The 23,225-nt window shown below is 35.2% G+C and carries 29 protein-coding genes; 28 read left to right on the forward strand and 1 reads right to left on the reverse strand.

What is annotated here, in order from left to right; translation table 11 throughout:
* Positions 1 to 92 precede the first annotated feature (92 nt).
* The 18 genes from AC4IFE_RS02805 to AC4IFE_RS02890 all read left to right on the forward strand — a co-directional run bounded on the left by AC4IFE_RS02805 (position 93) and on the right by AC4IFE_RS02890 (position 14,053).
* Positions 93 to 365 (forward strand): hypothetical protein, encoded by a 273-nt coding sequence (locus AC4IFE_RS02805; RefSeq protein ID WP_490754694.1) that lies wholly within the window; start codon positions 93 to 95, stop codon positions 363 to 365.
* A 25-nt stretch (positions 366 to 390) separates the two neighbouring features.
* The gene (locus tag AC4IFE_RS02810) at positions 391 to 3,432 is read left to right on the forward strand and encodes a primase-helicase family protein (RefSeq protein WP_490754695.1); all 3,042 of its coding nucleotides are present in this window, start codon (positions 391 to 393) and stop codon (positions 3,430 to 3,432) included.
* 7 nt (positions 3,433 to 3,439) lie between these two features.
* A complete protein-coding gene (locus AC4IFE_RS02815) occupies positions 3,440 to 3,787 on the forward strand; it encodes a hypothetical protein (RefSeq protein ID WP_490754696.1) in 348 nt (115 codons plus the stop codon).
* A gap of 30 nt (positions 3,788 to 3,817) precedes the next feature.
* A complete protein-coding gene (locus AC4IFE_RS02820; RefSeq protein WP_490754698.1) occupies positions 3,818 to 5,788 on the forward strand; it encodes a DNA cytosine methyltransferase in 1,971 nt (656 codons plus the stop codon).
* Entirely contained in the window at positions 5,789 to 6,559 is a 771-nt protein-coding gene (locus AC4IFE_RS02825) for a DNA adenine methylase (RefSeq protein WP_490754699.1), read from the forward strand.
* Between the two features lies 1 nt (position 6,560).
* Positions 6,561 to 6,749 carry a helix-turn-helix domain-containing protein gene (locus tag AC4IFE_RS02830; protein WP_490754701.1) on the forward strand — a complete coding sequence of 63 codons (189 nt, stop codon included), beginning with the start codon at positions 6,561 to 6,563 and terminating at the stop codon, positions 6,747 to 6,749.
* A 178-nt stretch (positions 6,750 to 6,927) separates the two neighbouring features.
* Entirely contained in the window at positions 6,928 to 7,101 is a 174-nt protein-coding gene (locus AC4IFE_RS02835) for a bacteriocin-like protein (protein ID WP_490754703.1), read from the forward strand.
* Between the two features lie 59 nt (positions 7,102 to 7,160).
* Complete coding sequence (locus tag AC4IFE_RS02840) at positions 7,161 to 7,622, forward strand: hypothetical protein (protein WP_490754705.1); 462 nt, start codon at positions 7,161 to 7,163, stop codon at positions 7,620 to 7,622.
* A 4-nt stretch (positions 7,623 to 7,626) separates the two neighbouring features.
* Positions 7,627 to 8,040, forward strand: a complete 414-nt coding sequence (locus AC4IFE_RS02845) for a hypothetical protein (RefSeq protein WP_490754706.1) — start codon at positions 7,627 to 7,629, stop codon at positions 8,038 to 8,040.
* A 29-nt stretch (positions 8,041 to 8,069) separates the two neighbouring features.
* A complete protein-coding gene (locus AC4IFE_RS02850; RefSeq protein ID WP_490754708.1) occupies positions 8,070 to 8,351 on the forward strand; it encodes a hypothetical protein in 282 nt (93 codons plus the stop codon).
* Positions 8,352 to 8,353: 2 nt separating this feature from the next.
* Positions 8,354 to 8,761 carry a hypothetical protein gene (locus tag AC4IFE_RS02855; protein WP_490754710.1) on the forward strand — a complete coding sequence of 136 codons (408 nt, stop codon included), beginning with the start codon at positions 8,354 to 8,356 and terminating at the stop codon, positions 8,759 to 8,761.
* A gap of 11 nt (positions 8,762 to 8,772) precedes the next feature.
* Positions 8,773 to 8,982, forward strand: coding sequence for a DUF2158 domain-containing protein (locus tag AC4IFE_RS02860; protein WP_490754712.1), 210 nt, complete (start codon positions 8,773 to 8,775; stop codon positions 8,980 to 8,982).
* Between the two features lie 29 nt (positions 8,983 to 9,011).
* Positions 9,012 to 9,335, forward strand: coding sequence for a hypothetical protein (locus AC4IFE_RS02865; RefSeq protein WP_490754713.1), 324 nt, complete (start codon positions 9,012 to 9,014; stop codon positions 9,333 to 9,335).
* 457 nt (positions 9,336 to 9,792) lie between these two features.
* Positions 9,793 to 10,191 (forward strand): hypothetical protein, encoded by a 399-nt coding sequence (locus AC4IFE_RS02870; protein ID WP_490754714.1) that lies wholly within the window; start codon positions 9,793 to 9,795, stop codon positions 10,189 to 10,191.
* A gap of 1 nt (position 10,192) precedes the next feature.
* On the forward strand, positions 10,193 to 10,744 hold the full coding sequence (locus tag AC4IFE_RS02875) for a hypothetical protein (RefSeq protein ID WP_490754716.1): 552 nt from the start codon (positions 10,193 to 10,195) through the stop codon (positions 10,742 to 10,744).
* A gap of 39 nt (positions 10,745 to 10,783) precedes the next feature.
* Positions 10,784 to 11,449: a hypothetical protein gene (locus AC4IFE_RS02880; RefSeq protein ID WP_490754718.1), complete on the forward strand. Its 666-nt coding sequence runs from the start codon at positions 10,784 to 10,786 to the stop codon at positions 11,447 to 11,449.
* A gap of 10 nt (positions 11,450 to 11,459) precedes the next feature.
* Entirely contained in the window at positions 11,460 to 12,980 is a 1,521-nt protein-coding gene (locus tag AC4IFE_RS02885) for a hypothetical protein (RefSeq protein ID WP_490754720.1), read from the forward strand.
* A 2-nt stretch (positions 12,981 to 12,982) separates the two neighbouring features.
* The gene (locus tag AC4IFE_RS02890; protein WP_490754722.1) at positions 12,983 to 14,053 is read left to right on the forward strand and encodes an SGNH/GDSL hydrolase family protein; all 1,071 of its coding nucleotides are present in this window, start codon (positions 12,983 to 12,985) and stop codon (positions 14,051 to 14,053) included.
* On the opposite strand, the gene AC4IFE_RS02895 is transcribed toward AC4IFE_RS02890, so the two are convergent.
* Positions 14,050 to 14,709: a GDSL-type esterase/lipase family protein gene (locus tag AC4IFE_RS02895; RefSeq protein ID WP_490754724.1), complete on the reverse strand. Its 660-nt coding sequence runs from the start codon at positions 14,707 to 14,709 to the stop codon at positions 14,050 to 14,052. The genes AC4IFE_RS02890 and AC4IFE_RS02895 overlap by 4 nt on opposite strands.
* Before the next feature lie 45 nt (positions 14,710 to 14,754).
* Between AC4IFE_RS02895 and AC4IFE_RS02900 the strand changes: the two genes are divergently transcribed.
* The 10 genes from AC4IFE_RS02900 (at position 14,755) to AC4IFE_RS02945 (ending at position 23,206) form a co-directional block, all read left to right on the forward strand.
* The gene (locus tag AC4IFE_RS02900) at positions 14,755 to 15,219 is read left to right on the forward strand and encodes a hypothetical protein (protein ID WP_490754726.1); all 465 of its coding nucleotides are present in this window, start codon (positions 14,755 to 14,757) and stop codon (positions 15,217 to 15,219) included.
* Positions 15,216 to 15,659, forward strand: coding sequence for a hypothetical protein (locus tag AC4IFE_RS02905; protein ID WP_490754728.1), 444 nt, complete (start codon positions 15,216 to 15,218; stop codon positions 15,657 to 15,659). Before AC4IFE_RS02900 ends, AC4IFE_RS02905 begins: the two co-directional genes overlap by 4 nt.
* The gene (locus AC4IFE_RS02910; RefSeq protein ID WP_490754730.1) at positions 15,637 to 16,305 is read left to right on the forward strand and encodes a hypothetical protein; all 669 of its coding nucleotides are present in this window, start codon (positions 15,637 to 15,639) and stop codon (positions 16,303 to 16,305) included. Before AC4IFE_RS02905 ends, AC4IFE_RS02910 begins: the two co-directional genes overlap by 23 nt.
* A gap of 10 nt (positions 16,306 to 16,315) precedes the next feature.
* A complete protein-coding gene (locus AC4IFE_RS02915) occupies positions 16,316 to 16,885 on the forward strand; it encodes an N-acetylmuramidase domain-containing protein (RefSeq protein ID WP_490754732.1) in 570 nt (189 codons plus the stop codon).
* A gap of 161 nt (positions 16,886 to 17,046) precedes the next feature.
* Positions 17,047 to 17,520 carry a LexA family protein gene (locus AC4IFE_RS02920; RefSeq protein WP_490754734.1) on the forward strand — a complete coding sequence of 158 codons (474 nt, stop codon included), beginning with the start codon at positions 17,047 to 17,049 and terminating at the stop codon, positions 17,518 to 17,520.
* Positions 17,517 to 18,773, forward strand: coding sequence for a Y-family DNA polymerase (locus AC4IFE_RS02925; protein WP_490754736.1), 1,257 nt, complete (start codon positions 17,517 to 17,519; stop codon positions 18,771 to 18,773). Before AC4IFE_RS02920 ends, AC4IFE_RS02925 begins: the two co-directional genes overlap by 4 nt.
* Before the next feature lie 47 nt (positions 18,774 to 18,820).
* Positions 18,821 to 19,453 (forward strand): SOS response-associated peptidase family protein, encoded by a 633-nt coding sequence (locus AC4IFE_RS02930; protein ID WP_490754738.1) that lies wholly within the window; start codon positions 18,821 to 18,823, stop codon positions 19,451 to 19,453.
* Positions 19,453 to 19,818, forward strand: coding sequence for a hypothetical protein (locus tag AC4IFE_RS02935; protein ID WP_490754740.1), 366 nt, complete (start codon positions 19,453 to 19,455; stop codon positions 19,816 to 19,818). The genes AC4IFE_RS02930 and AC4IFE_RS02935 overlap by 1 nt, the downstream gene beginning before the upstream one ends.
* 482 nt (positions 19,819 to 20,300) lie before the next feature.
* The gene (locus AC4IFE_RS02940) at positions 20,301 to 21,122 is read left to right on the forward strand and encodes a Clp protease/crotonase-like domain-containing protein (RefSeq protein WP_490754742.1); all 822 of its coding nucleotides are present in this window, start codon (positions 20,301 to 20,303) and stop codon (positions 21,120 to 21,122) included.
* Positions 21,123 to 21,124: 2 nt separating this feature from the next.
* Entirely contained in the window at positions 21,125 to 23,206 is a 2,082-nt protein-coding gene (locus AC4IFE_RS02945; RefSeq protein WP_490754743.1) for a hypothetical protein, read from the forward strand.
* Positions 23,207 to 23,225 lie beyond the last annotated feature (19 nt).

Below are 23,225 nucleotides of genomic sequence, written 5' to 3' on the forward strand. Positions count from 1 at the left end.
GGCCGGCGAAAATTTTATTAGGGCAATAAAAGAAATTACAGAATATATCGAAGATGCAAGAATTAACACCGAACTATTAAAAAAAATACTCCATGAATATAAACGCTATCAAATCAGGAACCGAAGAACACTACAAATCAGAAGGTTTAGAGGTTCAGTTTAATGAAAAGGTAAATAATCTCAAATCAGATATCGTCCGGGATTTTAAAAAATGGAAAGCCGCAAATCCTCTTAAAAATTTCTCAGATTTTAAAAACGAATCCATCGAGGAAATGAAATCAGGAATGCAATTTTTAAATGAAATTCTTTATGTAGGAATTTTTCTCAATGCACTGGATGCGATTGTTCCAGAAATCGATTTATAGATAAAACTAATAACAAGAGTTACGTATGTCATCATTCCCAATTAACCAGGAACAGATTTTTGAAGCAACAAACGGGGGCTGGGATTTAATCGAAAGATTTCTTCCGGAAGCGAACATAAATAAACACTTTAGAATAAGAAAGGAAGGCACTGAAAGCGCGAATGTCTCCAAAAATAACGGAATCTATTTTGTGAAAGATTGGGGAGATCCCGGAGGCTTTTTTTCTAAATCAAAGCACGGAATTCATATTTATTCCCATTTTACAGGAAAAACTTATTTCGAAAGTCTTCTTGCGTTGGGTGAGGAACTTAATCTTATTGATAAAACAAAAACAAGGGCTAAAAACATCACCAAATGCAAGTTTACAGAATATGATGGTGTTGAACTGAATAGCGATGGTTTTGCATACGTTACTAAAGATTTTACACCTTATGAGCTTGAGATTTTAGGCCCTCTTGTAACCGCTGAAATTTGTAAAAAATACAGACTCTTCTCTTTAGAATCTTATAGTTGGATTAAAAAAGTTGAAAATACACAAACAGAGTTCTGTGATGTTTTCACGGTTACCAGCTCAGAAACCTATCCGATTCTTGCATTCATTATATCTGAAGGAGGCGGAAAACCTAAAGTGTCTCTACGCGGACCAAAGAAAGACGTGATGGTTGAGCCCGCAGATCCTTCGAGAGAATGGCTAAAAATTTATCAGCCGAAATCTTCTGATAAGAAATATAGATTTTCATATTTAGGAAAGAAGCCGAAGCAACATATTTTCGGTTTAGACATACTTAAAAGTATGACAGTTGAAAAAGAAGATGTTCTTGATGATGATGGTCATGCTACTGGTGAAGTTAAAGATAAAATCACCAAAATAAAGAAATTGATTATTTGCTCTGGTGATAGGGATTCAATCAACATGGCTTCAACGGGAAAGGCTGATGCCGTAGTTTGGTTTAATTCAGAGACTGCAGATATTACAGAGTCAGATATAGGATTATTATTTAAACATTCTCATGAAGTTATTAATGTTCCTGATCTTGATCCGACAGGAATCGAAGCCGGTAAGAAAATAGCATTGGAACATATGGATGTGAAGACAGCCTGGCTTCCTGAAGAAATAACAAAACATAAAGATTTTAGGGGAAATGCACTGAAGGATTTTACTGATTTCATGAAAATGAATAGCAGTTATGATGATGATCTTCAATTAGAATTGAAAAAGAAAGTTGAGAGGTTCTTAGAGCTTGCGAGACCGGGAAAATTCTGGAGCGGAAGCTATAACAAGAATCGCAATACAATGGACTATAAAATCAATTATAAAAATGCATTCAATTTCTTAAAGCTTAATGGCTTCTATAGAATAAAAGATGAAAACCGGAAAGACGGATTTTATTTTGTGAAACAGGATAAGCATATTTTAAAGGAAGTATCTGCACAGGAGATTAAAGATTTCTTCAATAGTTTCCTGGACGAGAAGCAGAAGGAAAAAGGTTTATCACTTTATCCGGATGATCTGCTTAATATGTTAATTGGTTCTGAAGCAGTTTCGGATAAAAAGCTTGTCAATCTTGAAACTAAGGAATTTGATTTTACAGATCACACAGCCAAAAGTCAATATCTGTTTTTTGATAAATTCATCTGGGAGGTTACTGCAGATAAAGTAGAGGAGATCAATAAGGGCTACAGCCGTTATGTCATGGAAGGTGACATCCTCAATAACATTATAAAAAAACAAACAAGACATACCCTCCAAAGCCGTGCGATCAAGATTGAAGCACATTACATAGATAGCGAAGGGAAACTTAATAAAGGTAATCCGTTTTTTGAAATCAAAAAAGATCAAAATAATAATTGGGAAGTAAATATTTATAGAAAGGATTGCGATTTTATGAACTATCTAATCAATGCAAGCCGCGTATATTGGAAAGAAGAAGTTCGAAATTTACCACCATCAAAACGAGAAGAATATTTCAAAGAAAATAATTTTGTTCTGGATAAATATAAAATCGAAGGTTCTGACGTCGGTTTAGATGATGATCAGGTTTACGAGCAGGAGCTACATTTTGCAAATAAAGTTTATGCGTTTGGCTACTTACTCCACCGTTTTAAAGATCCCTCGAAAGCATGGTGTACTTACGTCATGGATAATGAAGTGGTTGATGATAACGAATCGCACGGTAGAACCGGGAAATCCTTGCTTTTTAATAACGGTATCCGTCTTTTCATGAATTCAAAATACATGGGGGCCCGAAAGAAAAATTTACTAGAAAGTGATTTCTTATATGACGGGATAACCGAACAGACCGATTATGTTCTTTTTGATGATGCAGATAAAAAATTTCAGTTTAATCAATTGTTTACCGATATCACTGGAGATCTTAATGTCAATCCTAAAAACCAAAATGCATATTTAATTCCCTTTCATCAATCTCCAAAATTTTGCATTACTACAAACTATGCTCCTTTTGGTCTTGATTCATCAACAATGGAAAGGATTCTGTTTGTTTCCTATTCAGATTGGTATCACGGGGCAAAAGAAGATATGGAAGCAAGATCCCCGCTGAATGATTTTCAAAACAGATTTTTCACTGAGTGGGATGATAAACAATGGAACCTCTTTTTAAACTTTTCAGTTCAATGTCTTCAGTTTTATTTGTCTACAAAAGATAAGGTAGGTGCTCCGCAAGGGAATATCAAGAAAAGAAATCTTATCACGGAAATGGGTCCAGTATTCCTGGAGTGGGCAGAAGGTTATTTTGTAGACGGAAACCTTAACAGTGAGGTTAATAAAAAAGAAGCATTTAAAAACTTGATAGAATATAATCCTTCAGTAAAAAATATTTCGGCAACATTGTTTAAAAACAAGCTAAAACAATTCTGCGAACTGAAAGGATATATTTTAAATCCAGCAGATAAATTAACTACCTCAGACGGTCGAATCATGAGAAGCATTAGCGGACAAGCTACAGAATATATATACTTAGCTGTTCTTGAGGGACCTTTTGGAGTAGGAGAAGCTTATGAAATAAAAGACAGTGATAGTGATAATGATAATGATTACCCTTATTAATAATATAATGGAAACAAAATTTGCACAATGGCCACCATTCAGATCCGATTTACGAAAGCAGTTTGGATATCTGAGTTTTAATTGTACGCTTATCAATCTGGATATAGTCGGAATCAGACTCGTAAGCTCCGGAGAGGTAGTTGTAATTGCTTACCGGGGAGCGCATAAAGTAGGCTATTTCTATGAAGGTGACAAACTAAACTCAAAGCAAGTATTCCGCGCTTATACCGATGTTCCGGATAATTATAATGAGCTTATCGACTACGAAAAAGAATACTTCGGCCGCATTGAAATTCTGGCACCTCCAAGAGACAATTATGTCTTTGTTAATGAACAGGAAATAGTGAAAAAATAGATTTTTTTAATGTAAAAATGTAATACTGTAATGAATAAAAAAATTATAAAATTAGGAATCTTAGCCATAAATCTCTTATATGTAGATCTATTCTGTGGAGCCGGGGGAACTTCTACCGGAGTTGAAACTGCAAAAATCCACGGAGAAAAGTGCGCAAAAGTTATTGCTTGTGTGAATCATGATGCCAATGCAATAGCCTCACACGCTGAAAATCATCCCGAATCTTTACATTTTACAGAGGACATCAGAACTTTGGAATTAGGCCCGCTGGTTGAATACGTGGGAGAAATGAAAAAGCAATACCCTTTTGCAAAACTTGTTCTTTGGGCATCTTTAGAATGCACGAATTTCAGTAAAGCAAAAGGAGGTCTGGCTCGCGATGCAGATAGTCGAACACTCGCCGAACACCTGGACCGATACATTGATGCAATCAGTCCGGATTCTATTCAAATCGAAAATGTTGAAGAATTCATGAGCTGGGGGGATTTGGACGAAAATGGAAAGCCAATTAGTAAAGACAAAGGAAGGCTTTATACAAAGTGGGTTGATCACATCAAAGGCTTTGGATATGATTTTGATCACCGAATTCTTAACTCTGCTGACTTTGGAGCACTGACAAGTCGTAAAAGATTTTTCGGTCAATTCAATAAGTCGGAATTCCCTATAGTTTGGCCGGAACCAACCCACGCAAAAAATCCAGTTTCCGGAACGTTTGAAAGTTTGGAAAAATGGAGGCCTGTTAAAGAGGTTCTGGATTTTGATGATGAAGGAGTATCCATTTTCGGACGAAAAAAAGACCTTGTGGAAGCAACGCTTGAAAGGATATACCACGGACTTATTAAGTTTGTTGCTGGTGGAAAGGATAAGTTTTTAGCACAATATAATTCAGGAAATCCTGAACATAGGGTTAAAAGCATTGAAGAGATTTGTAATACAATCACAACAAACAATAGATTTGCTAAGGTAAATTGTAGTTTTATAACAAAGTATTATTCCGGGCGGCCTCAACATAAGTTAGCTTCAATTAACGAACCTTCTCATACAGTAACGACTTTCGGAGGACATTCTTTAGTGCAGCCGCAATTCTTAACAACATATTACGGAAATGGAGGAATCCACTCCCCGAAAGATCCTTCTCCAACTGTAACTACAAAAGATCGCATTGCTTTTATTAATCCTAAATATATTGTTTCTTATAATTACAGGGATGAACCAAAAGATTTGAATCAGCCTTGCCCAACTGTCTTAACAAAAGATCGTTTTGCGTTGGTAAATCCAAAATCAATTAATGAATCAGTCATTTTATATTGTAATTGTGGACATAAATGGATTACAACTGAAAACAAATACACAAAAGAGCAATGTGAAAAGTGTGGAGGATTTTCGGGTCATGTAACATTTATTGATCAACAATTCGGAAATAGCAAACCAACATCTGTTGAAACGGTTCTGGGAGCTGTAACCACCAACCCTAAATATGCAAAAGTTTCTGCAGAATGGATCATGAACACAAATTTCAAAAACATAGGAAGTTCAGTTGAAGATTCTGCTCCAACAATAACGGCAAATAGAAAATGGCATTACCTGATGGATGCTCAATATAGCAGAATCGGAAATGATCTGGACCAGCCGTGTTTTACTCTAATCGCTAGAATGGATAAAACACCGCCTTACCTAGTAGAAATAAGTCAAGAAGGGGAAACGCTACCTTTCATTTACATTGAAGGAAATGTAGTGGTTTATGAGATATATGAGACGGATTCACCAATGCTTCAGAAGATCAAAGAATTCATGGCTTTTTACGGGTTGATGGACATAAAAATGCGTATGCTGAAGATCCAGGAACTAAAAGAAATTATGGGATTCCCTAAAAATTATGTTTTGATTGGGACCCAGGCTGATCAAAAAAAATTCATTGGAAACGCTGTGGAAGTGACAATGGCCCGAAAAATCTGTGAAGCAACTGCATTGCGAATATTTGAATCAAGAAAAGCTGCATAAATGATATTAACAAGATTAGGTAATAAAAGAAGAATGAGCAAGGAATTAATCAGGCATTTTCCAGAGCATAGGATGAGAATAGAATTATTCTTCGGTGCTGGAGGTAGTTTTTTTTATCTACCTAAAGCCAAGTATTCTATCGTTAATGATTTAGACGATGATGTAACAAATCTTTACATGGTTGTACAAAACCACCTCAATGAATTTAGAGAACAGATTACTATTGTTCCATTATCAGAAACTTTAATGAAATATTGGAAAAAAAATAAAGAAGTCGATCCTATAAAGAAAGCTTTGAGATTCATATTTCTTTCAAATTTTTCATACATGGGAAAAGGGGATACTTTAAGATTAGGATTGGATAATGCAAAGCAAAGTGTTTTAAAAAATCTTGATAAAACATTTCATCTTCTCCAGAATGTCAAAATAATGAATCGGGATTTTAGAGAAGTCTTACCGGCGATCAGTTTTAGTAAAGGCTTAAACGATCGAGATAAATGTTTTATTTATTTAGACCCGATTTATCACGACACTGAGCACTATTACAGTGTACCAAAATGGGCTGAAAAAGATTCGATTGACTGTCTGGATTTAATGGTTAATTGCGGTATTAGAGCGGCTATGTCCGAGTTTGATAGTGATTTTATAATTAGAGAGGCAGAAGCGAGAAATTTAAATATTATCCCTCTAAAAAGCAGGGCAAATATTAAAAATAGAAGAACTGAAATTTTGATAACCAATTATAATAGTCAACAGCTTTTTACTTTGTAGTATGGGAAAAGAGTTTATCACCCGGATTATTGAATCTTCCGGAAAAACAAAAAAAGAATTTGCCAATGAAATTGGTGTGAATAGGAATACAGTAGATAAATGGCTTGCAGGTCTACATAAGCCTGACACTATTAATCAAACAAGAATACGATTAAAATTTAAAAAAGAAATCTCAAAACTTTATAAGTAATAAATAAATCAAAAATCCAAAAAATTATGAAAAAAGCAATTTTTATTATTTTCCCAGCGGCTTCTGAAAGCTGTATGATGGAAAACCTAAACTTGGTAATATTATTTTAGATTTTTAACACGAATAATTTGCGGAAATCGGGACCGCTTCTTTCCCGGTAAATCAAAATTAATTTTCAATGAAAAAATTCAAAAAACTTTCAAGAGAAGACTTGAAATCGGTAAAAGCTGGTCTAAAGTGGACCCAGTGCCAAAGTACAAATGTATGTGATATGACTATCTGGCAGCCTTGCTGGTTGCAATCGGCTGATGCTTATGCTCATAACTTATTGTACTGTCCTCAAATGACCTAATAATCATGGCCCTTCGGGGCCATATTATAATCTTTTAAATTAAAAGTATAATATTAATTATGACAATACTAGATGACCTACAAAAGAAATATCCAAAATATTCTATTGAATATTGGGTTGCTGATTACGGTATTTACGATAATGAAGCTAAAGGATTTATAGGTGTTCCTATTAATAGCTTTTTTGAGGCCGAAAGAATGCTGCTATGGTTTCTTACCTTTCTTGATGAAAACCGTGATAAAAGCCGTGAAAATATGCAGACTATAGGCTTAATTTTCATTGAGTGGGGGGAACAATATTTTAATGAAAACACTCTCAATATTGAGATTCCTAAAAATTTGATGTTAGAAAACTTAGCTAATTATTCTCCCTTTATGAAAAATTTAAGTTCAATTAATTTCAAAACTAAATTAAAAAGTTTCTGTGAGTTAAAAGATCTTTATTTCAATTCTGAAGAAAGAATTATCCGGAATATTTCCGGGAAAACAACTGAAATGATTTTAGTACAATCTAAAAAATAAAACAATGACAAAAGAACAGAAAATACAAGAAGCTTTTGGGAAAAGCTGGAGTTTACTATCTCATTCAATGCAACAACATATTTTAAATGTGCATCATTGGGTTGACAGATCTCTAAATAGAATGGCTGTATCTCCTTTGGATTTGGGTTTTGATGAAGAAACAGAATGTGAAATTCATCATGAATTTTGGCGACCAAAATCACTTGCCGGAATCGAAAACAACAACGGTTGGATAAAGATTGAAACTGAAGATGATTTGCCAGATGAAGGCACTCTAAATCATGTTTTTTGGAATGGTAAAATTTTGCTATTGGAATTTTTGAAAGATCATTCAAAGCAAAAAGCTTTTAAAGAATGGAGTGAGAAAGGATTTACACATTATAGACCTATACACCAGCCTAAACATCCAGTTTACTAAATAAACAACTTTAAAACAATATTACAACAATGGAAAATCATGAAAAATTTTCACAAAAATTAAGAAGAATAAATGAGATCGAGGGCTATAACTCAACTATACACCCTGTGAAAGATGGATTTCATTTAGCAGAGATAAGAACAGAGAAGGCAATGTCAGATGAATCGATAGTTAGTTTTAATAATATTGCCTCTCTTATTGAAAAAAAAGAAGTGCAATTTGACGATTCTGGTTGTAGAATTTTAAACTATAAATATACTTTTCATATACCTGAATCAGCACATAACATTTTAGATACTTTAAAACAATAATTATGGAAGAATTTGAAGAAATGGAAATGCCAACACCCTGCGTCCATTGTGGGGAATGGTTTGATTTGAATGACGGTTACGGATCTGATAAATGGCATCCGAATACAACAATTTGCGCGAAATGCCATGAGGAAGAAGAAAAGGAAATTGAAAAGGATGAAGAAATCGAAGATTGTAAAGATAATCTCGCAGATGCAGAAGCCAGTCTCCTACTTTACCGAAAACGATTAACAGAATTAGGGGTTGATCTTCAGGAAGAAAATCAAAATAAAAATTGTTTAACGGGTAAAGCTGAAAAATGGGACAAGCTCGATGAAGAAATTTCCAAGTTTTATTCTGAAGATGAAGAAGAACAAGGTAATCTTCTTGATATCGGCCTAGCAGCAGCCCGTGCGTTTGGATATTTATAAAAGTTAAAATTATGGCAAATACAAATTTAAAAAGAGGTGATGTTGTGCAGTTGAAATCGGGATCGTGTGACATGACTATTTCAGAAATATTCACAGAAAAAGAGATGCCAGTTAGTAATCCAACTCCTTTAAAAGATAACATTATCTCAGTAGAATGGTTTTGGGAAGGCGAAGTTAAAAAAGCGAAATTCTATGAAAGTCAAATAATTATACAATCTTAAAAAATTAAATATCTAAAAATAAAGAAATTATGAGCGAAAATAAACCGTTATCATTCTATGGGCAACTAGATTTCACAGAGCTCCAGGAAGCCCTGAAAACTGGGAAAGTTAAAGCAAATTGGGTCGATTTAAAGAAAGGCCGGCACCTTATGGTTGATATTAATGTCTGGGTTAAAGATGAAGCTGACCAATACAATAACAATGCTGCCATCCAGGTTCAGAACAAATCTGAATTCCAAAATGAGAACCAGGCTTATATTGGCAATCTCAAGTATAAGAAACCCAAAACTGCTGTGGCGAGCTCTGAATCAATTTCCGATGCAGTAGCAGAAGACGAAGATCTTCCGTATTAATTTTAAGCGAGTGAGAATTCTCCCGGTGATATTTACATCACCGGGATTTTTTTTAAACGATTTTCAGGGGTTTAAGTTACATTTCCGAAATTCCTCCTAAAACAAAGGGGAAGGGCCGCCTTTCAATCCTCCCCACACCCCGCCATAAAATTTTATTAATTTTTGTAATATTGTAATGAAGAACCAAAAATCCCGAATTGTAAGGGCTTACAGTGTATTTTATTTTTTGTAATACTTAATTAGTAATTACAAAAAAATTGTAATAAAAAAGAGCATTACAAATCCATTACAAATCCAAATTGAGGGTATTACAGATCTTTATTGATTTTAAGTTGTTGATAATCATTTATTTATTACAGGATTACAGTCTTACAAAAAAAATACAAACTTTTAGTATTTTATTAGGATATCTATCATATCATAGGATATAAATAGTATCTTTGTGAAAAACTAATAGATGATGTTAGAACGTTTATATATCAGTAAGTTATATCTAATTTCTGCTGCTGACCTGTATGATGGTATTCAGGACGAAGAAATTATTTTTAAAACTCAAAATTTAGATCCGGTATACTTTACGCCGGGTACTTGTTTTTACACATGGGATCGCAAAAATACTTCTTCCGGATATTATTATGTTAATGAAATTGTCTATTCGGAGCCAGGTCTTGGTGATAGTGATTCCATTGCTGAATTGAATAAGACAAAAGCTCTTGTGGCAATCACTAACGATGGAAGGAAAATAGTCATGTATAGAAATGATTATTTTAACAATCTTAAAATGGTTCCTGAGATTGATTCTACCACTGACCGCACACGTATAAAATTTTCACTTTCCAGTTTGGATGTATTATAGAATGATAAGACTTCGCCCTATAGAAATTCCAGGTTACTTAATTCCTTTTATTTTGAAGGAATGTGACGGTATTTCAATTCTAAAAGATGGCGGAGAGTACAAGCAAATTCTTATTGAGCCTAAAAGCGTCCTGGGGCAATTCCTGTATGCAAGGCTGAAGTATCAAAAGCCGGTACGTGAATTTTGTCTCACAATATATGCGAATACCGAAGGCAAAAAGAAAGTTTTTTCCACGGAAATAATAAATTTTTACAATGCTGCAGAATTTTCAATAGATCTATCTTTTGATGATCTGGAGAGCTTTTACAAATTCATTGACTCTTACTTCAGGACCTATTTTTGTTTTTTTATAAAAGGTTATTGTAAGGGAAATGTTTACAAAAGCAAGATTAAAAAGGCTATAGATGAGTTTTGCGATATGTATGATCTTTACGAATATGGATATTCGCAGAACCAGATGCGTATATTATATTACCGGTATACCAACAACGGGGTCCTTTCGTTATTCCAAAATAACAATAAACTGAATTACGGCTTTTTTGGTGTAACATAATAATCATTCTCTGAATTGGACTTTTGTAAAAAAAATTGAATGTCTAATTTCAGATTGAATGCACGAAAACCGAAAAACAGTGCGGGGCTTCCTACACCAAAAGGAGAGCTTTATCTTCTTTATATACAGGATATTGTTTCACTACCTCCGGTTGTTGAAAAAGGTATTCTTTGTAATGGAGATATTCATTTAAAAAATGGAAGAAGATTTCACATACTTTATCTAACTCCCAGTACTCAAAAAAGAAATATAAAATCTGACGGAGACATCGACTCCAGAGGTTTTAAAAAGAAAGTTACCGGGAATTTCCCAGGCGATGATCTGGAAATCCACCAATTCGTTAAGAATAATATTAATCAGGGGTTTGTCATAATTATGAATTCTTATGACAAACAATACCATCGCATTTACGGAAGTATTGAAAATCCCTTGTATTTCATCGGGGATTTTAATGATGATGATTCTGGAAAAGGATATGAGTTAACATTTGAGCAAAATTTTGCAGATGAAAACCCCCTTCTTTTTTATAACGGAACAATTGTACTCGATGAATCTGCAATTGAAGATCCTGATGTGGATTTTGATGGTCTGTTTGCGAGACGGGATGGCAGTAATTTAAATGATGATGAAGTTGATCAGTGGGCACAATTGTTAGAAACAAAATTTATAAAAGCAGATTTTTTCCCAATTAGTAACGAATGGTAATTTTATTTTTATGACAAAATTTTTAATTCCTGTAACAGTTAATGCTTTACCTGATATTGCATCATTAGAAGGTAGCCAGGGCATGTTCATTCTCCCTGATGGTTCGATAAATATAAATCGAAAAAACGGAACGTGGATGATTATTAATAAGCAATCTGATCATGCGGGTATTTTACGGCCGGCTGATGTTCCGGTAATTCAGCCAGGTGATGCTAAGTGGTATTGGGCTGACGCAGGTACATATGATCATGCTGGTGGAGTAGTAATAAATAGATTAGGGATAATATCATATGACGGTAACAATTGGAGTGGGATTGAAGTTGTTCTTCCGGAGTCAAAAATAGAAACTTGGACAGCTAAAACTTATGTTTCAGGAAATCAGGTTTTTTATGAGGGCCAGATTTATGAAGCAACTACAAGTGTAACTTCTATAGATGTTCCAGGCTTATCATCAAAATGGACGAAAAAAGTAGGAGGAGATTCGGAGGCGGTTAAAGTTACTTTTAATAGTATTGTGAAATTTGATGAAAAAAGAAAATATTCTGTTGTCAATCAAGTAGGAAACATAAATGTAACATATGATCCAACAGGAACAGCGAAAGATTCTATGGTTAAGCATTTAATTATTTCTGACGGTACTAGCGAAATTAATTTTTCTTCAGATTTCGAAGTAATTGGACTGTCTGAAATTGACAAAACAAAGAATCAAGAAATTATATATTCAAGACCTGAAGTAGTAGAATTTAAAGTCCCGGCAGTAATAATGAATGTTGCTAAATCTGGGCAAATTACACCACAACCGGAGGGGACATTTGAAGAGAGAGTTACACAGGTTGGAGCTACACTAACAACAATAGAGCAGAATGCTTGGACAACATTTAAGAATTCAGCAACAACAAAAGGTTATTATAGCAAGTTAATATCACTTTATCTGTGCATTGGTAGCAACCAAGATGCCAAACTGTTAAATGCGATAAAGCAGGCGCACTCTCTAACAGTTGTGAATTTAGTTTCAATTGACAATACAGGACTTAAAGGAGTTTTTAATATGAACTTGAATCCATCGATTGTAACGACAAATTCTGATTTTTCTTTTGGTGTTTATTCAGGAACAAACGTTAATGAACCTACGGTTGACATGGGAGCGCAAATAACAGGGTCTCTTCAATATTTTGGGATAAAATATGGATCAGTTTTATACGCTGCAGGCAATGATGCAGGATCAGGAACATCTGAAATAGGTTTGACTCACTCTCAGAGTTCTGATGGGTTATGGATAATTAATCGATCATCTCCTACTTCATTAAAGGCGTCAAGAAATGCGACTTTATTGATTGAGAAGACTGAAACTAATATAAGTCAAAATCCCTCTTTAAATATGTACTTGGGGGCTATGAATAACAATGGGACAGCTGTATCTGCATCATCAAGAACATATAAGGCTGCTTTTTATGGGAAAGGTTTATCAGATACTAATGTTACTGATCTATATTCAGATTTATCAACATTTTTAACATCTATAGGTAGGTAGTAATGGCAGAAATAGGGACAATATATAATAAAAGTAATTTCACTGACCTTTCCGATTTTGATACGAAAGGAAATTGGGAGTTATTGTCCGGGAAAATAATTTCTACCGGCTCCAATAGTGTATTGCAATATAAGCGGGCTTCAGCTCTTGATGAATTCCAGGTCAAAGTGAGAACTACTTCTAAGTTTCTAAATATACAAACTTATGGAATTAAGGTAGAAAACAATATTAGAACAACATTCAGTATTGAAAACGGACAGGCAAAATGGGAGTTCGCTTATGATAATAGTAGCGGAACGTCTACGTCTGCTATAATTATAGACAATGGCGATATTTTAGAATTTATTATAACTAAAACACAATGGTCAGTAAATTTCCAGGTTAAAAATATTACGAAAAATACCACTTGTAATGTAGCGGCCCCGGTGGCAATTACTGCACATAAATTGAGATTTTTCGCTTCTTCTGAAGTTGATATAATCAGCATTCAAAAGACAAGTAACCAAGAGTTTCAGCCCTTAAATCTATTAGTAGGAGATTCGATTGCATATGGAAGTTCTGCATCTATTCCAGTTAATCGCTGGGGAACAATTGCGGGATTTTCGGTTGAAGGGTCGGCAGGAGATACAAGTTCAGAAGCATTGGAACTACTTTATGAAATTACCAACATAATAAGGCCAAAACGGGTTATTTATGGCATGGGAACTAATGATTTAAATATTGATAATTGGAAAGCAAATCTACAGCAGTTTAAAACAATTGTCGAACAAAGAAATATTGTTTTTATTCCTATTACTCCTTATGCGAATTCAGTAAGAAATATGACGGCTTATCAAACATATATCACTGCTAATTTTACAAAGTATTTTGATCTGTTTTCAATTACAAAACAGTCTGGTAATTCGAATCTGAAAACGGAGTATAATTCAGGAGACAATGTCCACCCGAATAATGCAGGACATCAAGCTATAGCAAATTATGTTTTGGGTTCACCAAATTATACATTTAATCCAATAGATTCACCAAGGAATAACTCGCTTATTGCAAGTATTTTAATGCAATGGTACAATTAATATTTTAAATATGGACTCAGTAAATCTTTCCAAAGTAAATATCCTTTAATATTAAGATGTGTACCATCAATAGTGTATTTAGGATTTAATTCTTTATTTAATAAAAAATGAGAATTCAGATCAATGTACTGAATGCCATTATCTGAACAAAACTTATTAAGCAATTTATTATATGAAAAGATTTTGGAATTCAAACCTCTATTTTCAAAGGTTGTAGGTAAAACAGATTGAACATAAATTATGGTATTGGGACTGACTTTTTTTATTTGGCTGCAGATTTTAGAGAAATTAAAAAAAACTTTCTCTATTTCATCGTTCCCGCTCAGATCATTTAATCCGATTTCTAAGAATATCTTTTTAGGTTTTCCTGAAACAATATTTTGGAGACGGGATAATATATCAATTGTAGTGTTTCCAGCAATTCCTCTATTCTTTATGTTCAAGTCATTAAAAATTTCCTGCGTTGGAAAGCCTTCTGTCTTACTATCACCCAGAAGTACAATGTCAGATTCTTTAATTGGGAAAGCATTCTGCATTTGGATTTTTGCATCATCCAAATCCTTTTTATTATATGTAATCGTGACAAGATTTTTATCTTTTTTTTCTTGCTTGGAGCAGCAACACATTAATATTGAGAGAATAAATAATTTTTTCATGGTTAACAAAAATAAATAAAATAAATGATAAAGAATTTATAAACAATGCAAAATCCTACTAATATAAAAGAATACGGGAACTGGATCTGGGAAATGATCCAGAAGGTTTTTGCATTTTTTCTAAAGCCATTGGGAGGCATTATGATGGTTTTAGTTACTGTAATTGGTGCTGCTATTTATGGAGATTTTAAAAGCCAATCAGGGTATGATCAAGGCATGAAAAATCAGAAAGTCGCTGATAGCATATACATAAAACAACTCTCTGAGGTAAACCGGGATTTAAAGTATGACAAAAAAGAGCTCCAGGCAAAGCTTGACACTATTAAAAATATAGACTGTATTGAGGAAAATAAAAAAACCTTTGAATATGTGGAAAGTATGAAGGCTTATTTTCAAAAAGAAAACCAATCACGAAATCAAACATTACAAAATGTAAACATCGAAAATAATGCATTTAAGAAAGAAATTAAAACACTTGAAAATTTAATGCCTAAAAACCAAAAGCAATGAAAAATTTGATTTTAATATTAATCAGTTGTCTTGCTTTTGCACAAGAACCGCAAAAGCCTGACACATCGAAATTACCAGATAAGGTAAAAGAAGCTATAGTAAGCATCGAAGCTGAAAAAACTAAAGCTGTAGCTCTGGAAAAAAAACTTTCTGAAGCCCAAAAGGAAAATGAAGAGTTAAAAAATATTAGATCTTCTCTCTATTCCAGGCTTAAACTTTTTTTCAGAGAGTACTTTAAGGAAGAAACAAGCCGGAGTGGGTCATTCAACAATTCTAAGGCCGTAAAGGAGGAAAATAGAACAGATCCAGTGAAAGAAATCGAAGTGTATGACGGTCAAGACACGATCCGGGCCGGCTGGTTATACCGGCTTTTCCATAAAAATGATTTTGTAATACGTAGATTTAAAATTATAGGTAATGAAAAGGTGTATCTGGATTAGTCTATTATTTCTTTTTATGGTGGGATGTGGTTCCCGGAATGTTCAGAATGAAAAAACTCTGCAACACTCGAAGCAGGAGAACAAATCCGAAGAAAACAACAGTAAAGCGGTTTACTCATCTTCAGATAAACAATCTGTAACCGAAGTAAAGAAAACGGAAATTTCACAGGAAAAGGAGGCTGAAAATAAAAGCAGTGTGGAAGATAGGGAATCGAATTATCAGAAAGAAAAATCTGAGAACAATTCAAAATCACTAAAGAAAACTGAGTACTACCCAAATGGGCAAAAGAAATCAGAAATGGAAATGTCTGAAAATTATTCTAAGATTTCCAATGAAAAAGAATTTTTAAAAATTCGGTCTGAACAGCTGGAACAAAAGCTTAGGGCGTCAGTAAAAATTCAGGATTCTATCTATAAACAAAACTTAAAGCTTGTCCGGAACAACAATGAGCTGGTAAAAGTTAATAAAAAATCTTTGTCTCTTTTAGAAACGACCAGTCAAAAATTAAAAAGATCTTCTGACAGGAAGGGAATTTCATTTGGTACTTTAATCTGGATTGTAATTATTTCTTTGATGGCTGGTGCTGCTTTATGGGAAATACTTAAAAGTTATATTCCTAAATGGATGTTGAATATTTTTAATTAAAAATAAAAAAATGAATACACAAATCATACAATTAACAGAAAATGTTTCATCAGAGTTCGGTTTTGATTCATCGGCGATGCTTGCGTTTATTAAAGTTGAAACTGGTGGGCGGGGCTTTGCCCCAATTAGTGGAAAAATAATTATACAGTTTGAGCCAGCCTGGTTCAGAAAGAAAGCGCCTTATGCGCCGTCCGGGGTCTGGTCCCTTAATAAAGTAGATGTACAGAGTAAAGAATGGCAGGCTTTCAATGATGCATTTAAAAAAAATCCAGATGCTGCCATGGAAAGCACTTCAATAGGGATTGGCCAGGTTATGGGTTTCCATTTTAAAAGGCTGGGTTTTGCTACAGTTGGGGAAATGTGGGATCATGCAAAAGAATCATTAGAAAATCAGATCTGGCAAATTGCAAAATTCATTGATACTGACAGGAATTTAAAGCAGGCCATAAAAGATAAAGATTGGTTTACAATCGCAAAAATTTATAATGGTTCCGGATTCATGGAAATTGCCAGAAAATACGGTCGGGAACCTTACAACATAAGCATGAAAAAAGCTTATGAAGAGTATTCGTCTAACTAAAAAAATGAGATGTATTTATCTATCCCCACGAGCGGGGATTTTTTTTTGTGGATAACTTTTTAATGCGTCAAGTTCTGTCGTATAAAGGTTTTTGATTTGCTTGACAATAATTTAACATAAAAATGTTACAAATAAGATCAGAAAGTTTATAATTTTGTGATATGAAAAGTATCGGAAATTTAGAGTTATTTAACCTGGAAAGTATTGAGCCGCTTATATTACAGCCGTTTAGAGAGACGCTGAAAGCAGGCGGTTATCAAGCATTTCCCAGTGCTGCTCTTGATTTTCCGGAAGGTGAAATTGATTTCTTGAAACTTTTGGTTAAAGATCCAGTTACAACATTTCCGGGAAGGATTTCCGGAGATTCATTGAAAGATATTGGCATTCTCAGTGAAGACTGGTGCCTTATTCAGAAAGGAATTGAGGCCCGGCCAAATGATCTTGTTGCAGCAATTATTCAGGATGAGTATTTCATTAAGAGGTACAAGCCGAGGTACGGAGCCGGAAATACTTTAAAGGAACTAAAGCTTCAATCAGCAAATGTTGATTATTCTGATTTTGATATTACTGAGGAAACAGAGTTTTTTCTCTGGGGTGTGGTTACGTGGACATTTAGAAATTGGAGAAAACTATGATAGCTTTAATTGATGGAAATAATTTTTATGTATCCTGTGAACGGATTTTCAATTATGCATGGCGGGGGCGCCCGGTTGTTGTATTATCAAACAATGACGGGTGTGCTATTGCCAGAAGTAATGAGGCTAAAGCTTTGGGAATACCCATGGGAGAGCCTTACTTTAAAGTAAAGCACTTTGAAAAAACACATGGTCTTGTGGTTTGTTCGGCTAACTTTGTTTTATATGGTGACATCAGCAATAGGGTAGTGCAGATTACAAAGAGATACTGTAATGATATAGAGGTTTATTCGATAGATGAAAGTTTTTTATTTCTTGACGGATATAGTGACCCATTTCAAAGAATGGTAGATCTTAGAAGAGATGTGCTGCATGGTTTGGACCTTCCAACGAGTATTGGTATAGCACCATCGAAAACACTGGCCAAGGTAGCTAATAAAATCGCAAAGAAATTCCCTGACAAAACGGGGTCTGTTTATATGATCGATTCCCCCAAAAAAATAGAAGCAGCCTTAAAATGGTTTCCTTTGGAAGATATCTGGGGTATCGGTCGGAGGTATCATGATAAGTTTAAATCTTATGGTGCTCATACGGCATGGGATTTTACACAGCTTCCGGATGATTTCCTGCGTAAGGAAATGGGAATCCTAGGGGTCCGGATGAAAAAGGAACTTCTTGGAGAACCTCAATACCAAATGTCAATACATGAGCCAAAGAAAAATATTGCCACAACGCGAACGTTTGATCGTGGGCATGCTGAATATGATTATATACACGAGCGGGTTTCTACTTTTGCTTCAGAGTGTGCCCGTAAGTTGAGAGATCAGGGATCGTGCTGTAAACATGTAACGGTTTTTGTGATGACAGATAGATTCAAGCTGGATCAGCAGCAATATACGAATTCTTTTACTGTTACTCTTCCAAATCCAAGCAGCTCAGCAATAGAGATTTCTAAGTTTGCGAAAAAAGCACTTGACAAGATTTTCATTCCGGGTTTCCGGTACCGAAAAGCAGGTGTGATCACGGGAAGCTTTGTTCCGGAAACTGAACGATTGACAAGCATGTTTGATATTGATTATCATGAAATACATTCTCCGCTTATGAAAGCAATGGATAGTATGAATAATCGGTTAGGAAAACAAAAAGTAAAACTGGCATCAATGGATGTCCAAACTACCTGGAAAATGGAGCAGAAACATCTTTCACCAAAGTACACCTCTAGCTTCAACGAATCAATAATATTGAAAGCATAAAAGGATATTGCACATTATTTGTATCTTTTGAATCAAAAATATTCATTATGTGCTATTCATTCAACAATAATAAAGTAGATCTTGATAAAGTTGCTCAGGAATTGGATGCGGAAAATTATGAATCCGGTTATGTGCAATCGGAGATTGTGTCAGCATTTTCAAGACCAGCAATGCCAATAGTGTTGGAGCATAATGGCCGGAAGATCACGCACGGAACTTGGGGGCTATATGCTGAAATTCCGAAAGATAAACCTGCGAAAGGGCTTAACCTAACTGCAGAAAAAACACATTCACTATACAAGTCTTTTCAACATAACAGATGCGTCATACCTATAACAGGTTTTTACGATTATATGCATGTGTCAAACCCCGGGAAAAAAACTCCGATAAAGGTTAAACATGAAGTTGTATGGCAGGATGTTGACCATCTATATTTAGCGGGTTTTTATGACGTTTGGGAAAATATGGAAATTGGAGTAGGTGTAGTCACTACTGCAGCAAATGAACTCATGTCTATTGTACACAATTCAAAATTAAGAATGCCGATCTGTCTGGATGCAAGAATGGCAGATAAGTTTCTAAATGACGAAACTATTGAAGAGTTCGTTTTCCCAACTTACGACCCTCAACTAATTGCAGTAAATCTGGAACCACAAAAAATGCCAAATACTTTATTCTAATGGATAGCAATAATATTTTTGAGATACTTGAAAATCTTGCAATGGACGCCCCGGATGATATAGTGGATTTCTACGAAACATCAATAGGAGTAATCCAATCTGAAGTTGTGGATAGGAAGATCGAATTTGACGGTTATTTTCGTTCCAAATGGGAAATAGAATCTAACAATTTAATGTCATTTGATAGCGAATATTTCGAAAATAAAGAAAGGCAAGAGTTGTATGTTTTTTTAGCTGCATTACTTGATAAAGATATATTCAATTATTTACAATATGTTTGGAAACTTGTCAAAAGTGAAGAATTAACAGAGAAAATATTACACCGTGAAATTTATTTGCTGAATGAAAAAGGTGTAAAGTTTTGAGTTGGTCTGAAAGTAATAATTTTATTAAATCTTTTTGGAATTAATCCAACATAATATCTACGGATAACCATAACTGCAAATTAATAATAACATTTACTTTTACACTATGACAAATACAGAATTATTGATAATATCAGGGATTTTTATTTCTATAGTGATAATTGCCTTTTACCTGGAATCAAGGCGACAGGATCGAATAATTGAAAAATATAAAAAATTATCAGAAGATCAACAGGATCTGATAAGCAGACAAGAGGAGGATTTTAAATCTATTTCTGAGACATGTCAACGAATTGTAAATAAATCCGATAAATAAAAAGATAGAAAAAGTTTCTATGTAATCGAACAATGAAAAAAGTAAGCGAATAAAGTGCCTGGCCTGTCAGGCACTTTTTTTGTGTTGAAATTTTTCACATCCAGAATACATCCCGTGATTTTTTAATGTAACAAACTTTTCATAGGCTCTACGATAGTTTTGCGATATGAAAATATTGTCTGAAATATTAGGCGGCACTTGGCTCTTCCATACGGAGGACTATGGTCATTTAAAATCAATGCTTGATACCGTGCTTTCAGGAGGCCAACTCAACGAGGAGCGTCCGGAGCTTTCCTATTATATGGGAGAAAACGAGGTAGATCCGTCCACCGGCGAAGTTAAAATGGTAAATAAAGTAGGATTTGTTTCTATGACGGGAGTAATGACAAAATATACCGGCATGTGTTCAAACGGTGCCGATGCTATTTGCCAGGAAATTCTCAAAATCGATTCAAATCCTGACTCACTTGGTACCATTGCTCACATTGATGGTTATGGAGGTAATGCCGATGCCATGCCTCTTTTTATAGATGTATCAAAAAAAATAACAAAACCTGTAGTATGTCTTATCGACAAGGCTTATTCTGCGCATTATTGGGCAGCCTGCTTATTGGGAGACCATCTTATGCTTTCCAATGACCTTACAGCTGAAGTAGGCTCCATCGGCGCGATGATCTCATTTGAAAAGCCAGAAAGGGAACTGATCATCGTGCGCCCACCAGAGTCTTCAGAGAAGAACCAGGATTTTATTGATGCTTTAGCCGGAAAATATGATCTGCTTATCGAAAAGCTTTCCCCTTTAGCCCAGCGTTTCCAAGCCGGAGTTATGGCGGCGCGTAAAGGCGTGAAACCGGAAGTGCTGAAAGGGGCTACATACAGAGCCGAAGAAGCCATCAAGAATAAACTGGCAGACAGTATCGGCGATATAAATGATGCCTATAATCTGGTAGTCGCCAAATCAGAACTTAAAAAATTAAAGTCTAAATAAATATGAAATTTTTAACTATGTTGGCGGGGTTGTTAGGCCTCGCAAAAGTACAGCAGAAGGATAACAAAGTTGATCTTTCTGAAGAGCAAAATTCAAAGATCATTGGTCTTTTAGGAACAGCCGAAGCTGCCACGCTCATTGAACAGGCGAATGCAGAGCTCGCCGGTGTCGCCGATGCGAAAACACAACTTCAGGAAGTTCAGCAGGAACTGGTTGCCAGTACTGCGCAGACTGCGGTGGCTACTGCTCAGGTAGAAAACCTTCAAACTCAGGTGACCGGCCTTCGGGCGGAAGTTGCCACCAGAGATAGTTTGATTGAAAAATTAGCAGATTCTCCGGAGACCATCGTTGCTGCAGCGACTAATATAGCTGCCCCTGTTTTTGGTGCTGGTAAAATTATTGCGGTAGCAGGTTTTCTTATGGGTATGCAGGGTGCGGTATTTGCGATGGATCGTCCATGGAATTCCAGGATTGTTGCTGGAATGTCAGCTCCACAAACTGACTTCAAAAATGATTTGGTAATTAATACTTTGAATGAAGATATCAAAGGCTTTGTGGCGGAATACCCCTCAAAGTTTGAATCTCTTTTTGAAAAAAAATATAACCTGCCGGATCTGTGGAAACAAAACACGATTTTTGGAGTTGCCGATCGGTTGGTTTCAGCTATTATTTCAGTTGAAGAAGTTACTCAGCCTAGAAAAGCGGTTTGGGTGGCTAAAGGAGGCGTGACCATTCATCCGGAAGTTATGGAGGTTCGTCCTACTCAAATCGATTTACAGTTTAACTACTGGAAGCTTCAGGCGTTGGAAACTTCCTGGATGCATCAGTTCAACAGAGAGGGTTCACAGGCTTATAAAATGAGCTTTATTGAGTTCGTGATCGTTAAATATCTTGAGAAAGCAAGATCTGAAGATGCTGATGTACTTGTAAGAGGTGTATTCTCTGAAAAGCCGGCGGATTACGATAAGCCGGTTACCTATTTAATCAGAAATAATGGCGTTTTCAAACAGTTGTTTGATGCCAGAGATATCACCCATAAATTCCGACCGTATTACCTGGGGGAATTAACTGAGCAGAACGTTTGTGACTACGTAGATGCGGCTATACAAGCATTACCTCCGGATGTAAGAAATATGGACTTGCAATTTGACTGGTCACCATATTGGATCAGAAAATACCAAACGAGAGATCGTGAGATCTATGGTGGAAATAATGACTACACCGGTTTAGTAAAAAATCCTCGTGACTATCCGAATATTGAATTTGTTCCGGTGGTCCAAATGGAAGGGTCTAAATTCTTCTTTATCACATTCAAGGATAATGTGAAGCCGCTGGAGTTTAAACCTGAAGAAAAATCAAAGTTAACATTTGAAAGATTCCTTCGAGATGTTTATGCTTTTGCAGACTATAAGTTGGGAATCGGTATCAATCATATTGGTTTGGAAACTGCGGATGATAATCCGTTAAAATATGAACTTCAGGCAGTATGGTCGAACACGGAGCCGCTTTTTGATAAGAACTTTTTCATTCCTGTTTTTGACTTCGGAAACGGAGTAGTGAATGCGAATCATAACAGAATTGCACCAACAGCAGACTTTACCACAAATATTACTTCCATCAAAGGAAATGTTGGCAGATATCTTTTCATCAGAGGAAATATTTCCATGGCAGGAAATACCTTGGTGAAGAAAAATGCCGAATTGCTTCTTGGATCAGATTTCGATTTGAAATCCGGCGGAACCTTGACTTTGATCAAAGTTGGAGCTACCTGGAAAGAAATCGCAAGAACTGAAGCTCCGGAAACTGTTTCTAATCAGGTAGAATTTACCGATGCTACTATTGATTATTCAGACTCAGATAAATTTATATACAAGGGTGATTCTGCTGTTGATTTAGCTGAAATCAAAGGAGGTTCTGAAGGGAATACAATCCGAATTTTTGGAGGAGAAGCTGCTGGTTCTGCTTTAACAGTAAAAGATGCAGGAAATATTAATGTAAATTCTGATTATGTGATGGAAGGTCATGCTAAATGGATTGACTTAATTTTCATCAACGGAACTTGGAATGAGGTTGAAAGAGGGTAAATAATAATAACCAAAAACC

The sequence above is a fragment of the Chryseobacterium sp. UF-81 genome (assembly GCF_058245105.1).